Here is a 14,238-nt window from a genome sequence, read left to right as displayed (position 1 = left end):
TGGTTTGACCACCCTGAAGCGAGATGAGAATTCTACTTATGGTTGGCATTGAGATTGGCTATTGAGGGATGGGGGAGCAGGGGAGCAAGGGAGCAAGGGCGCAGGGTAGCAGGGGAGAAGTTGCAGTAAGTCTTTCCCCTCTGTCCCTCTGCCTCTTTGCGCCTCTACCTCTTGCACCCAATGCCCAATGCCCCTGCCCAATCCCCAGTTACCGTTGGTCAATGGGGGTATAAGTAACTTCGTGCAGACCGTTGTAAACCTGGGTAGGACGGAAAATCCGGTTTTCTGCTAGTTGTTCTTTCCAGTGGGCTAACCAACCGGCAACGCGAGCGATCGCAAATATTGGCGTAAACAAGTCTGTGGGAATCCCCATCTTTCTGTACACCAAACCTGAGTAAAAGTCAATATTTGGATAAATTCCTTTGCTACCGAGTTTTTCTCCTACCACTTGTTCCATTTCTAGGGCAATATCATAGAATTTGTCATGCCCAAACTTTTCAAAGAGCTGTTCTGCTAGTCCTTGTAAAATTATGGCTCGTGGGTCTTTTACTTTATACACACGATGTCCAAAGCCCATAATTTTAGATTTAGTTTGTAGACAATGCTCTATGTAGGGACGGACATTTTCCACAGAGCCAATTTTTTCCAACATCTGAATTACTTCTTCATTGGCTCCACCATGTAGAGGCCCGCCCAAAGTTCCCACAGCACTAGCAACCACAGCGTAAGGATCGGTTAAGGTGGAAGCTGTCACCCTAGCACTGAAGGTAGAAGCATTCATTGTATGCTCGACTTGAAGTATCAAGCAGATATCAAAAATCCGCGCCATCAGAGGATCGGGTTCTTGCTCGTTGAGCATGTATAGAAAGTTGGCGGAATAGTCTAAATCATCACGGGGACGCACGGGATCGTTGCCTTTTCGCATCAGTTGGAACGCCGCCACCATCGTTGGAATAGTTGCTATCAGCCGCACTACTGAATCTCGAATATAGGCAGGATTATGTAAATCCCGGAGTGAATAAAACAAACCTAAAGCCGCAGCAGAGGCTTGCAAGGCATCCATTGGGTGGCCGCTTTCTGGAAAGCATTTCATCATGTCCCGAATGCGGTATTTTATCCGCCGATGGTAACGAACTTCATGCTCAAATGTTTCCAGTTCTTCTTTGCTTGGCAGTTTACCCCAGATTAAGAGATAAGCAGTTTCTAGGAATGTACTTTTTTCTGCTAATTCCTCAATCCTAATGCCACGATATTCTAGTATTCCCTTTTGCCCATCAACATAGCTGATACTTGATTGAGCGGCGGGAATGCCTTCTAGACCAGGCTTGTATTCGCACACCATCATGGCAACACCATTTGCTTTTTGAAATATCTGATCAAGCTAACTTACCAGAAATTTATTGTCGCCATAACAGTAGCCGTTCTAACAACAATCGAAAATGTTGAAAAACTGTTATAGCAGGTACTTGGGCGGTGTCAACCAAAACATCTGACTACGACCCAGAGGAGAACCTGTTTCTGGTAGTTTTATCCCAATCATACCTGCTTTTTTCAAGACTAAACTTTCTTTGACTTCTCCCCACAGGAGAATTTCTGCCCAACTGGTCAAATCAGGTTCGTGTCCAACCAGTGCCAGTTGAGTATTTTGGGAATAATTTCTTGGTTCTAACCAGTCTTTTAGCCAACTAGAAATTTGACCATCGTGGGCGAGGTGGCTAGATTCCTCTAACTGGGAGCTTAGTTTTTCTGCTATCAGGATTTCAGCCGTTTGGCGGGCCCGCACTAAGGGGCTGGTGAGAATTAAATCAAATTTTAAACCTAATTTAACAAGTTTTTGGGCAACTTTCTCAGTTTTTTGCCTTCCTTCCTTGGTTAGGCTGCGCTCCTCATCCTTGATGCCTAATCCCTTGTCTTCGGCGATACCATGACGAATTAAATATAGTTCCATACTTTAATTTTGTTAGCGTAGCAGGGCGTTGCCCGTTCTGAGTTAGGAGTTACGTGTGGTGTGACTTAACCTATCCTAATCTTAATCATTATTACCTATTCGTTGATCTGTTATCTGTTCGGTATAACGCGAAGTCTCGATAACTCTTGCTGGATCATTTTTGATACCTCTGAACAAAAAATGAAGATGATTTTGCATTATTCAACAGCAGGACACCATTTACACTGATCAAACCTCTGTTTCAAATACTCATGTTTGGGATGGCAGATTTTTTCTTCTGGAACTCGTAATTTTCTCCCCTCAAGTATTCGATACTCAGTAATTTTAAGAACAGGTGAAATATGAACCATCATTGTTTTTGGATTAATAGCAATGAGATTTAAGTCAAATAAGGTATGCAAATCAGCACGTAATAATAAACCATTTGAGGGATTATTATTTTCGGTTTCAATATAAGGAATAATGTGGGCAGCTTCAAGTGCAGCCTCAGCATCAAAATTTGTAATTGCACATTTGCAAGAATAGGCTTTCAGCAAAGATTGACGAAACTGTGATTGACCCTGCCTCCTAACTATTGATACAGCAATTTTTTGACGAGCCTCAGTATCACTTGTACAAGTGAAGAAGTTTTCCTTATCAAGCTCTTCTATTGCGGGCAATAGTTCATTCGTCTTTGGCAATGGTTCTGGCTCAATCGGCAGTATTTTAGGCTTCGCTTCTATCAGTGGTTCTTGAGGCTTCGGTGCTTCCTTAATCTTGTTCAGAATTGATTCACAAGAACTTATTCTATTAATTGCTTTGACATATTTTGGATCAACTTCCAAGGCTAATTTATAAGCATCTATTGCATCTTGATACTCCTTTTTTTGCTTGAAATTCTCTCCTTGTTCAAAGAATATGTCAACAAGTCTAACTCCTCGTCTTTGCCTTTGTTGGATTAGGGAATGCTTTTCCCATTCTGAATCTAAAAATTGAGCAGCTTTACTATTGAATCTACGTCCGCTTGCTCCAAAATTAAAATTTATTCCCTTAAATTGAGGTAATCTTCTTAAATCCATTTGTTCCAGAGGAAAATCAAAGTCAACAACTGAATCTATTTGGATATTAACGGCAAAACATCTACCATCGTAGGATATATATGCTGCACTTAAATCTGAATATTGTTTTATATCTAAAAGCTTTAATTGCTCATCTTTTGGTGCTGCAATAACATGACCAGCAGCAATAAAACCACTAGGTTCATTGCCAATATTTCCGCTTCTCTGAAAGTAAGCTCTATCTCCAACCTGTATAAATCTAGAATTCCAGCAACTCCAGGATGTTTCGTAGTATTGTCCTGACGAAATCTCTGATTTTATCAAGCCAGGAAGTTCACTATTTTTAATGATTCCTTTCGCACTGTAATATTCTGCCTCACCGTTGCAAAGAAAAATTATAGTTTCCATCAAAAATAAAATTGACTAAGCATGATTGCCATGATGCTAGCCATTTATCATACTAAATATAAGCCGTATATTTACCCAATTCATAGTATGCGTAGCGGTCGTTATAGGGTAAGTAAGCTTACGATCATTGGTCAGCGTTAGGATAAAAGTCTAAGTCTAAAATCTCATCAACAGAAAACGGACAAGCGATCGCAAAGTTATCCTCTGATAAACTCGTTTCCACTATTGCCTCTCGTCGCGCTCTTTGATAGGTAGTATTTATCCACTCGGCATCATTTAAAAAACGCCGCACGCTGGGACTTTCTTGCAGCAATTCATCTATATTCAGTCGCTCACGGGTAATGATCACTTGCCAACTGTGACTACGACGTTCGGGTTGATACTTCCACTTCAACAAATGCGATAAGACTAACCGCAACGCACTTTGCAACGCCCGTTGTTGACTCTTACCCAAGTCCACCACTTCCTCAATTAAGTGTTCTAAATCCAGCGTGTCCCAGTTGTGCAATCGCAAAAGCTCTGCTGTCTGCTCTACCCACTCACAAAAATCTTGCTCATACAAAGTTTGTAAGATTTGGAGTTTTATAGACTTCATGGCACTCCTTCTTCACAAATAAATAGGTAGGCGCAAGTTAACTTTGATTTAGTTCAGCATTCGCCATAAAACCCAAATTCCCGACTTTTATCAAAAATCGGGAAGGGATGCTATCGGATTAAACACTTTGACTGCTGCATTAGTTAGGAGTTCTCCGCCTCTCCTTGATATGCCTCTACTCCGACTGAATTGGATTATCTCTAGGATTAACTAACCTCAGCAGTTTTTGCTTAATTTGAGCGTCGAATACTTCCCATTTCATTTTCGCATAGGCGGAATTTTCGTTGCTGCCAGATAAGAAGCCCATCGGGATTTCAAAGCCACCTGCGCTTGTCCTTCCACCGCCGAAAAAGCGTCCTGCACTATCTTGTCCAAAGGCTTCTTTGATGAATTCATCAGGGTCAAGCGTTAGTTTGCTGGTTCTCAGAGAACCAATGACTATTTCTAGTTCTTCGTCTTCATCGTGAACAATGCCGTAAACTACGGCGGTGTGGACGTTTTCTTCGGTGACGAGAAAATCAGCCGCTTGGGGGATGGCGTCACGGTCTTCGTAGCGTAAGTAACCAACACCTGCAATGGAAAAGTTATTTTGGACGATGCGGTTTTTTAGCGATCGCTCGATCACATCCATTACCCGCTTGGAACGGTTGGCCTGTAAAATGGCATTTAGCAATTGGGCGTCATAAAATCGGCTTAAATACGCCGCTGCCATAAAGTCTTCTTCTTGCGCTTGCATGAGCCGATCTGTATCCGATCGCAAGCCATGCATCAAGGCAGTAGCGCATTTAACGTGTTGATTTATGCTGCTATCTAATGCTAATAATCCTGTTTGGAGGTATTGAGTAAAAATTGTTGCCGTCGCTCTTACATAAGGACGGATATCCTCAAACTCTGATTGCAGATCGCCTTGGATGCTGTGATGGTCGACGAGTACCACTAAAGGAATTCCAGCCTGCTGCACCGCTGACAGTAGTTGTGAAGTGGTTCCCTGGTTGTCAATTAATACAAAACCTTGATAAGATGACAAATCTTTTGTTTTCAAGGTTTGCGTTGTCCAGCGTTGGATAGGTAAATTAGTCAGCCTTACCAAAGCAATATTTTCTTGATGGCTCAATGCGCCAGCATAAATGATTTCACATTTGATATCATATTGCTGGGCAATTAACTGATAAGCCCAGGCACAGGAAAGGGCATCAGGGTCAGGAAAATCTTGCAGAATTACCAGTTGGCGATCGTGTCGGTGTGCCAAAAGGGTTCTTTGCAGTTCTTCTGACTTTTGTTGTGCCAGAGAGTTACCACGGTTACTGAGATATATAGCCCCATCACCTACCGATGGCGGTAGTGATGGACTCTTAAATGCAACTTCCACTGGCGCTTTCTCGATTTCAGGTTCCTCTGGGTTTGGCTCTGTGGTCAATGACAAACTCTCAAACTGAGTAACGGGAGAATTAAAGTACATAGGGAACTTTTTTAAAGTGTGAGGCTCCTTTAATTCAGAAATACTACGAGCAGCAAGTCCCTGAATTTAGCCACATTAATTACGATCTTCGCAAAAATCTCAAGACATTGCACTATACATCTAAGTATATTTCTTGCCAGTAACAGCGCTCAACATCAACTAACTTCCACTAAAGGGGATACAGCAAGGAAGTTTAGGATATCGGGCTGTATCTGGCAGCATAAATATGTTTTAGGAGTTTTGTTCTCTTTCGTAAATTGAATTAAGCTGATTTTTATCTTACTTAGGGTATACTTCCTATCTTATACTTTAGAATTAGTCCTTGATATTTGAAATATTCTTATGCTTAATATTCTCATTATTGTGACTATTGAGCAATTAAATTTTTGATGAACTACGTCTGTTTTGTATCCCCTTTGAAAATGCTCACAATTTAGAGTAAAGTCCAATGGAAAAGGGCAAAATACAAAGGAAATAAAGAGCAAAGGGGCAACTCTATATACATACAACGAACTTAAAAGCTTGATAATTGATGCAATTACCTTCGTTGCAAGCCTATAGCCACCAATTTTTTAACGCTCCAAAACTAAAGTTATTGGCTATCTCCCGAAGAAAAAGGCTATTTCTCCTTTCTCCTTTGCTCCTTTGTTTTTTGCTCAAAGACCTATAACATACTTTTGCCACTCTGTATGCAGTCCACTCTTAAGATGTTTGCTGACCTCGAAATAGAGACTGCTATAAGGTTGGCGCGGGGGATGACGCAAAGGCATGTGAGCTTCGTGGGGAGTCCGACTGCCTTTTTTGACATTGCAACGGACACAAGCGGTAACAATATTCTCCCAAGTATCGCCTCCGCCGCGCGATCGCGGTATTACATGGTCTAGTGTCAATTCATCCCCTGTGAAACCACAGTATTGACAGGCATGACCATCACGGTGCAATATATTTCGGCGAGTTAGAGGGATTTCTTTATAAGGAACGCGTACATAATGACGCAACCGGATCACGGTCGGCAACGGAAAATCCGTGTACAGAAATTTACCGTTGTGTTCCACGCGTTCTGCTTTGCCCTTGATTAAAAGAACTACAGCACGACGCCAACTCGTTATATTGAGAGGTTCGTAAGAGGCGTTTAAGACTAAAACCTTCCCCATTATTTGCGCTCAGGGTATGAGTTTTACAATATATTAACACAAATACACCCTGCTAGGGAGATGAGAATAAATTATACTTTCGGGAGAATTTGGAAATTGAGTGAGGAGTTAGGAGTTAGAAAGTCAAATTTATCACTTGATTAAAATTATTACTTAGACTGACGCAATCGCGCAGCGTCTCGTAGAGAAGAACGGAGTGAAAAATTGAGCCGTAAGATTTACTTCTAACTCATAACTCATAACTTTTAACTTTTACTTGAGCGCCGCAACATCTTGTATCATTTCCAATCTGAAGGTTAAACTTCCTATTTAATCTGATCTCGCTTTTAGGAGCGTGTATAGATAGATAATTTGCAAGTTTAGCCGTAGCGGGATAGGAGTCAGTACAAATGTTAAGTCGCAAACAAATCCCTGGTGTAGTTCCTAATCAGCAGTGCGATACCTACGCGTGGTTTTCGCAACGAGCTTGGGTAGAAATTGATTTAGAGGCTTTGTCGTACAATGTAAAGCAATTGGTGCAGTTTTTATCGCCGCGTACTCAGTTGATGGCAGTAGTAAAAGCTGACGCCTATGGACATGGAGCAGTAACAGTCGCCCAAATCGCCATCCAATCGGGAGCTAGTTGCTTGGGAGTGGCTACAGTTCCAGAAGCTATTCAATTGCGAGAAGGCGGGATTCAAGCGCCCATTTTGATTTTAGGGGCAACTCATACACTAGAGCAGATTCATGCGATCGCCCAATGGAAACTTCAGCCTACGCTTTGTAGCCCTAAACAAGCTTTAGTATTTTCCGATATTCTGGAATCCATGAATCATGGTTCTCCAGTGCCCGTACACATTAAATTAGACACGGGAATGTCTAGGTTGGGAACTGATTGGCGGCAAGCTGGCGAATTTGTGCAATTAGTGCAGCGCTTACCACATCTTGATATTGCCAGTATTTATTCTCATTTGGCGACAGCAGACGATCCCGATCCGACGGTAATGGAAGAACAGCATAAACGATTTGAGGATGCGATCGCTCAAATCAAAGCAATGGGAATTGAAGTACCTTGTTTGCACTTGGCAAACTCAGCAGCCGCACTCACAAATCCGGCATTGCACTACGACATGGTGCGTGTAGGTCTAGCCGTTTACGGACTCTACCCAGCACCGCATTTACAAAATGCGATCGATCTCAAGCCTGTTTTACAACTTAAGGCAAGAGTTACCCAAGTTAAAACAATTGCCGCAGGAACTGCTGTTAGCTATGGTCATAAATTTATTGCCCCGCGTGAACTTCGCCTTGCCGTCGTGGGAATTGGCTATGCTGACGGTGTTCCTCGCAGTCTTTCCAACAAAATGCAGGTGTTAATTCGCGGTCAGCGGGTGTCGCAAATTGGGACAATTACAATGGATCAGTTGATGCTGGATGTGAGTGCCATACCCAATATCCAAGAAGGAGAAGTAGTCACCTTATTAGGAGAACAGGGAAAAGAACAAATTTCAGCAGACGACTGGGCAAAACAATTAAACACAATTTCTTGGGAAATTCTCTGTGGATTCAAGCATCGTCTGCCTCGTGTTGCAGTTATGTAATTGGGCATGGAGAAGAGGCAGAGGGGCAGGGAGCAGGGAGCAGAGGGGAAAGATGTAATTTTTATTCTTCCCATTGCCCCAGTAAGAGATGCTTCTTAATCTAACCCTGCTTCTTCCCCATTCCCTATTCCCAAAAATAATTTCTTATGCTATGATAATAAACTGATGCGGATGTGGCGAAATTGGCAGACGCGCTAGATTTAGGTTCTAGTTCCGAAAGGAGTGAAGGTTCAAGTCCTTTCATCCGCACTTTTGATAAATTAAATTGCTTTATCTAGGCTGGTACTTATACTTGAGTTAAAAGTTCAAGAATAGTTACCAGCCTGTTTAAATATTGCTTATATAAAAATATGTTTCGCTAACATAGCTTCAAATACAAGAGGATATTTGAAAATTTGTTTGTGGTAGAATGCGTCTGTGAACAAGGCGGGGAAAGACTTTTAGCTTCATAAGTCTGTTCTTCAGATGATAGTAAATGTGTAAAAGTACATAATTCCTAGTGGATTTAATAACCTACAATTTTCGTAGGTAGGATGTGTTGGGGACATAATGTAGCATTCCAAGTACTTTCAGTACCCTACTCTTGGCGGTAAAAGACTCTGCAAAAAATAAGTTTTGCATTCTGTTTTATCTAAGTTCTTAAATGCAAATAACAAAAAATACATTTATCGCTTTCAATAAATAAGTATTGTTACTGTGGTCAACTTGAAGTTATTCGATGCAAAGTGGCTTCATTCAGTCCTTACTTGTTTAAAAAATAGATTTCACTTAAGTGTAAATACAGAAGTTCAAAGATATTACCATCAATAAAATCAGTATTATTTCTGTGGTCAGATTGGGGTTACTCAATGGAAAGTGGCTTCATCTAGTCTTGACATTTTTATGTCTTATTTCTCGAAAGATGTTGATAAATCTCAGTAACACTAAGTAGATTAATCACAATTTACAAATTTACTAAGATTTGCTCATCTGAAAATAACGCTACTCTCGTTGAGTTTCACCACAAACCTAGATGTAAACTGATGTACTTTAAAATCCAAAAGTTTAATGCTTTTTACTTGATTTTGATTGTGGAATAACTTTACACGAATTTAGCTTACACGTATCGAATTTTAGCTGAAGTAAAAGCAAAATGAGCACAACTCCTATAGGTAGCTACAGGTTGTTCCAGAAACTACATCCGCTATCTCTGTTGGCACAATTAACAAGTCGGCGTGCTACGGGTTGCTTAAGCGTATTTACCGGGATAGTTTCTTGGTCAATCTATCTAGAGGACGGTAAACTTACTTATGCCTCCTATTCAGATAAACTATTTGAGCGCCTTGACAGTCACTTACGGCGCTTGAGTCAGCAAATTCCTGCTCTCAACAGCGCCACTCGCGTACAGATGCGGCTGATGTTTGAGACGAAGAATGAACATCAATCAATACCAAATGCGGATTACCAAGCTATTTGTTGGTTAGTAAATCAGGACTATATTACCTCTGTGCAAGCAGGAAGCCTGATAGACGAATTGGCAAAAGAAGTAATGGAATCATTTCTGTGTTTAAAAGAAGGTAGCTATGAATTCAGTCCAGAAAGCTCTTTGGACGAGCAACCAAAGTTCTGTCACCTGGATTTAAGGTTGCTTGTTGAACACTGTCAAAAACAGTTACGAAATCGGCAAAATATTCAGTCATCAATTCCGGCTGGTGCGAATTCCCAAGTTTTTTCTACAACACAATCGTCTCAAGTTCAGCCACAGCTGCAAATAAAGCTTGGGCAAAAATTGCCAATACCAATCAATTTTGATATTCCTGAGAATCATAAAATTACTCAGCCAACTGTTGGCAAAAAACTATATACAATTGCCTGCATTGATGACAGCCAAACTGTTTTGAATTCCATTAAGCACTTTTTAGATGAAAACACATTTTCAGTTGTAACGATCAACGATCCGGTAAAAGCTTTAATGCAAATTCTGCGGAGTAAGCCCGATCTGATTTTGCTAGATGTTGAAATGCCAAGTTTAGATGGCTATGAACTATGTTCCTTATTACGTAAACATTCAGCTTTTAAAAATACACCGATCGTTATGGTGACTGGTAGAACAGGATTTATCGACAGGGCAAAGGCTAAAATGGTCAGATCGTCAGGATATTTGACCAAGCCTTTTACACAATCAGAATTGCTAAAAATGGTTTTTAAGCATCTTGGTTGATTGAAATAAGGCAAATAAAAATAACAAAATATGTTTAATTTATTTTTTTAGGAGATTTAATAGTGAGCCTGACTTTGCTTGGCACAATTTTGATTGTAGAAGATTCTCCCAGTGAATTGGAATTAATGAGCCATTATCTCAAAGAGAGTGGTTACAACGTAATTAAAGCAAGTGGTGCAAAAGAGGGTTTAGAAAAAGCTGTTTTAGAAAAACCAGATGCGATCGTTACTGATGTAGTAATGCCAGAAATGAGTGGATTTGAATTGTGTCGTTCTCTGAGAAGAAATCCGATTACTGCAAAAGTGCCGATTGTGGTTTGTAGTTCTAAAAATCAAGAAATTGACCGTTTGTGGGCAATGAGACAAGGTGCAGATGCCTATATAACTAAACCTTACACCCGCGAACATCTCCTACGTACTATTAAATCAGTAGTAATTTGAATCAATGACTAGTACAAACATTACTCTTTCTTCAAAACCAATCCCGAATAATTTAGCAGATAGTTATCTGAAGTTTCAGCTAAATCAACAAACTACTGCTGTTTTATCAATGAAGCATACGCAAGAAGCAATTCTTGTGCCTGTTGAATCTATTACGTCAATACCGAATATGCCATCCTGCATATTAGGATTAATGAATTGGCGGAGTCGGATAATTTGGGTAGTTGATTTACCAAGAATGCTCAATTTAGAATCCCTAGATTATCGACTGCGACAATACAATGTAATCGTTATCCAAGTGGAATCATTGGTGTTGGGATTAGTTGTACAAGAAATAAAAGGTACAACCAAGTTCATAGTTGATGATATTCATTCTCCTATAGGACAAGTGACATCCAGTTTAGTTCCTTATTTATGTGGGTGCGTTGTGCAACAGGAAGAAATATTACTGGTATTAGATGCACAGGCGATTGTGCAATCTTCTATTCTCCGCAGTGATTAGGGTTTACTACTAAAAACAGCTTTTTAGTGTTCTTATTCACATACTTAGGAGAACTACTTTTATGTTTAATAAAACCAACACAAATCAAGGTAATAGCGCTCAAAATCGAGCATCACTGATTTCATCTCAAAAAGCTATGGGAACTGTAGTAAAGCTACCAACTAAGCTGACTACTGAAAGTGGTAATAGTTCTTTTTGGAATCAGGGGATTGCCTATTTTACAAGGCTGGGATTGGTTAAGAAAGCGACTATTTTAGCGATCGCAATCGGTACAATACCAGTTTTGGGCATCGGTGCGATCGCTTTTGGTTTGGCTAACAAATCTATTACTAAGCAAATTACCCAATCTCAACAAGCCGAAGCCACTGGCTTGAGTGATAAAGTTAACCGCTTTATGCTGGGACGCTACGGTGATATTCAGGTAATATCAAACTTGCTATTTTTGACAAATTCTCAAGCTAGTATTAGTACTCAAGAAAAACAAGCAGTCTTAGATCGGGTTGTCGAAGCCTACAAAGCTTATGACAGTATTGCTGTTTTCGATCGCCAAGGTAACTTGATTGTCCAGTCCACAGGCGAACCCCTGGAAAATCAAAAAGACCGCACCTTTTTTCAAGACGCTTTACAAAAAGAGACTCCTGTCATCAGCAAACCGGAAGCAGCAAAAAATACTGGTGTCGTGAGTATTTATCTAGCTGCACCTGTAAAAGAGACAAGAACGGGTCAAACTATTGGTGTGGTACAAGCACGTATGCCCGTAAAATCTTTAGAGGAAATTACCAAAAACTACGCAGCTAACGGACAACAATACTATTTGCTTGATGCTTCGGGAACAGTTTTCTTGAGTCCTCAAAAGGAATTATTGGGGAAAGAGGCCAAGGAAGAGTATTCTAATTTACCTAAACTGCTAGCAGCTAGAAAGGTAAATAGTTTTATAGAAGTTCCCAAAACTCACAAAAAACAAGAACTAGTTAGCTATGTACCAGCTAGTACGATAGATGGTTTACCTGATTTAAACTGGCAGGTAATTTTAGCTACAGACACCGCAACTGTATTTGAGCCGCAAAGACAATTGTTGTGGACTATAGCCATCGGTACAGCACTGACAGCCTTGATTGTGGGTGCGATCGCATCTCGGTTAGCTAAACTGACTACACTGCCAATTCTCAATGCAACTGCGGCATTAGCAAAGTTAGGTCAAGGTAAATTTAATACCCGTCTGGAAATTGAAAGAGAAGACGAATTAGGGGTATTGAGTGCAAATATCAACCAAATGGCTGAACAATTGCAGGTCTTAGTTAAAGAACAGCAACAGGAACTGGACGTTGAAGGGGCAAAATTACTAGCAGATATTACCCTACGGATTCGGAAAGTTCTTAAAACTGAAGATATTTATCACGCAGCAGTTAAAGAAGTTCAGCAAATCCTCAAAACAGACCGGGTAATAATTTATAGTCTGAATCCAGGTACTTTGGCTGGCGTTGTTGCTGCGGAATCGGGAACTGGTAATTGGCCGGAAATGTTGGGAGTGCAAATTGACGACCCCTATTTTCGAGAACATTATCTAGAAACTTATCGCGATGGAGAGGTGCAAGCGGTTGCCAATATTCATCAAGACCAAAGCCTGAAAAATGCCGACAGTTACATCCAACTGTTGGAAAAATTTGCTGTCAAAGGTCATTTAATCGTACCGATTCTTGCCCAAGAAAAACTTTTAGGCTTATTAATTGCTCATAATTGCGAAACTCCTCGTGTTTGGAAACAGCCGGAAATTGACTTGTTTCAACAAATAGCAACTCAAGTCGGCTATGCCTTAGAACAAGCCAAGTTATTAGAAGAGATAGAAAAAATCAGAAATGTAACTATAAGTGGGTCAGACGAAACACTGCAACAACAACTTTTACAACTACTCAATGACGTAGAAGGTGCAGCCAGAGGTGATTTGACAGTGCGTGCAGACGTAACTGCTGGGGAAATTGGTACTGTTGCCGACTTCTTCAACTCCATTGTGGAAAGCCTCCGGGATATTGTTACCCAAGTTAAACAAGCTGCCATCCATGTGAATAGTGCCATTGGCTCTAACGAAGGAGCCATCCGCCACCTAGCAGAGGAAGCGCTCACCCAAGCTGCCGAAATCAACCGCACCCTTGATGCTGTTGACCAAATGACCCAATCCATGAAAGCTGTAGCCGAAAGTGCCGAAAAAGCTGCCTTTATTGCTAACCATGCTGCTCACACCGCCACCAACAGTGGACACGCGATGGATTTGACAGTACAAAATATCCTCTCTTTGCGGGAAACCGTGGGTGAAACTGCTAAGAAAGTGAAACGCTTGGGAGAGTCTTCGCAACAAATTTCTCGCGTAGTTTCTTTGATTAACCAAATTGCGATTCAAACCAACTTGCTTGCTATTAACGCCGGCATCGAAGCAGCACGTGCAGGTGAAGAAGGTCAAGGTTTTGCTGTTGTTGCTGAAGAAGTCGGCGAACTAGCAGTTAGGAGTGCCGCCGCAACCCAAGAAATTGAACAAATTGTTGAAAATATCCAACGAGAAACCAGTGAAGTAGTGCAAGCAATGGAAATAGGCACTACCCAAGTGGTAGAAGGTACTCGAATTGTGGAGGAAGCTAAACAAAGTCTGAGTGAAATTTTGGATGTATCTTCTCAAATTGACTCCTTAGTGCAGTCGATTTCCACTGCAACTGCATCTCAGGTTGAAACATCACAAAGTGTTAGCCAATTGATGAAAGATATCGCTGCTATATCACAACGTACTAGCGATTCTTCTCGCCAAGTTTCTGAATCTCTGCAACAAACTGTGGATATTTCCCAGCAGTTGCAAGAGACTGTCGAGGCTTTCAAAGTTAGTTAAGTTTGTCATTTGTCATTTGTCCTTTGTCCTTTGCGATTTGCTAGTG

11 protein-coding genes and 1 tRNA gene are annotated in these 14,238 nt (G+C 40.9%); 6 read left to right on the top strand and 6 right to left on the bottom strand.

The features are described from left to right. Window positions 1-208: 208 nt before the first annotated feature. From V7K53_RS07715 to V7K53_RS07690, 6 genes are all read right to left on the bottom strand, one after another. A complete protein-coding gene (locus tag V7K53_RS07715; protein WP_335196967.1) occupies window positions 209-1,345 on the bottom strand; it encodes a citrate synthase in 1,137 nt (378 codons plus the stop codon). 108 nt (window positions 1,346-1,453) lie between these two features. Beyond that, entirely contained in the window at window positions 1,454-1,948 is a 495-nt protein-coding gene (sixA, locus tag V7K53_RS07710; RefSeq protein ID WP_335196966.1) for a phosphohistidine phosphatase SixA, read from the bottom strand. Window positions 1,949-2,145: 197 nt separating this feature from the next. After that, window positions 2,146-3,393 carry an HNH endonuclease gene (locus tag V7K53_RS07705; RefSeq protein ID WP_335196965.1) on the bottom strand — a complete coding sequence of 416 codons (1,248 nt, stop codon included), beginning with the start codon at window positions 3,391-3,393 and terminating at the stop codon, window positions 2,146-2,148. Window positions 3,394-3,517: 124 nt separating this feature from the next. Further along, window positions 3,518-3,988 carry a DUF29 domain-containing protein gene (locus tag V7K53_RS07700; protein WP_335196964.1) on the bottom strand — a complete coding sequence of 157 codons (471 nt, stop codon included), beginning with the start codon at window positions 3,986-3,988 and terminating at the stop codon, window positions 3,518-3,520. A gap of 175 nt (window positions 3,989-4,163) precedes the next feature. Then, window positions 4,164-5,447 carry a DHH family phosphoesterase gene (locus V7K53_RS07695; protein ID WP_335196963.1) on the bottom strand — a complete coding sequence of 428 codons (1,284 nt, stop codon included), beginning with the start codon at window positions 5,445-5,447 and terminating at the stop codon, window positions 4,164-4,166. Window positions 5,448-6,103: 656 nt separating this feature from the next. Continuing rightward, window positions 6,104-6,601: an HNH endonuclease gene (locus V7K53_RS07690; protein WP_289799232.1), complete on the bottom strand. Its 498-nt coding sequence runs from the start codon at window positions 6,599-6,601 to the stop codon at window positions 6,104-6,106. A gap of 389 nt (window positions 6,602-6,990) precedes the next feature. Between V7K53_RS07690 and alr the strand changes: the two genes are divergently transcribed. The 6 genes from alr to V7K53_RS07660 all read left to right on the top strand — a co-directional run bounded on the left by alr (window position 6,991) and on the right by V7K53_RS07660 (window position 14,192). Beyond that, window positions 6,991-8,178 carry an alanine racemase gene (gene alr / locus V7K53_RS07685; protein WP_335196962.1) on the top strand — a complete coding sequence of 396 codons (1,188 nt, stop codon included), beginning with the start codon at window positions 6,991-6,993 and terminating at the stop codon, window positions 8,176-8,178. Window positions 8,179-8,345: 167 nt separating this feature from the next. Next, window positions 8,346-8,427: transfer RNA gene (locus V7K53_RS07680), tRNA-Leu, on the top strand. Window positions 8,428-9,310: 883 nt separating this feature from the next. Then, window positions 9,311-10,378 carry a response regulator gene (locus tag V7K53_RS07675; protein WP_335196960.1) on the top strand — a complete coding sequence of 356 codons (1,068 nt, stop codon included), beginning with the start codon at window positions 9,311-9,313 and terminating at the stop codon, window positions 10,376-10,378. A gap of 62 nt (window positions 10,379-10,440) precedes the next feature. Then, the gene (locus V7K53_RS07670) at window positions 10,441-10,818 is read left to right on the top strand and encodes a response regulator transcription factor (RefSeq protein ID WP_069071198.1); all 378 of its coding nucleotides are present in this window, start codon (window positions 10,441-10,443) and stop codon (window positions 10,816-10,818) included. A gap of 4 nt (window positions 10,819-10,822) precedes the next feature. Then, entirely contained in the window at window positions 10,823-11,320 is a 498-nt protein-coding gene (locus V7K53_RS07665; RefSeq protein WP_322713716.1) for a chemotaxis protein CheW, read from the top strand. A gap of 61 nt (window positions 11,321-11,381) precedes the next feature. Further along, on the top strand, window positions 11,382-14,192 hold the full coding sequence (locus V7K53_RS07660; RefSeq protein ID WP_335196959.1) for a methyl-accepting chemotaxis protein: 2,811 nt from the start codon (window positions 11,382-11,384) through the stop codon (window positions 14,190-14,192). Window positions 14,193-14,238 lie beyond the last annotated feature (46 nt).

Source organism: Nostoc sp. (genome assembly GCF_036917355.1).
In the GTDB taxonomy this organism is placed as follows: Bacteria; Cyanobacteriota; Cyanobacteriia; order Cyanobacteriales; family Nostocaceae; genus Nostoc.
Note: the sequence above shows the minus strand (reverse complement) of the source record. Positions and strands in the feature narration are given on the sequence as shown.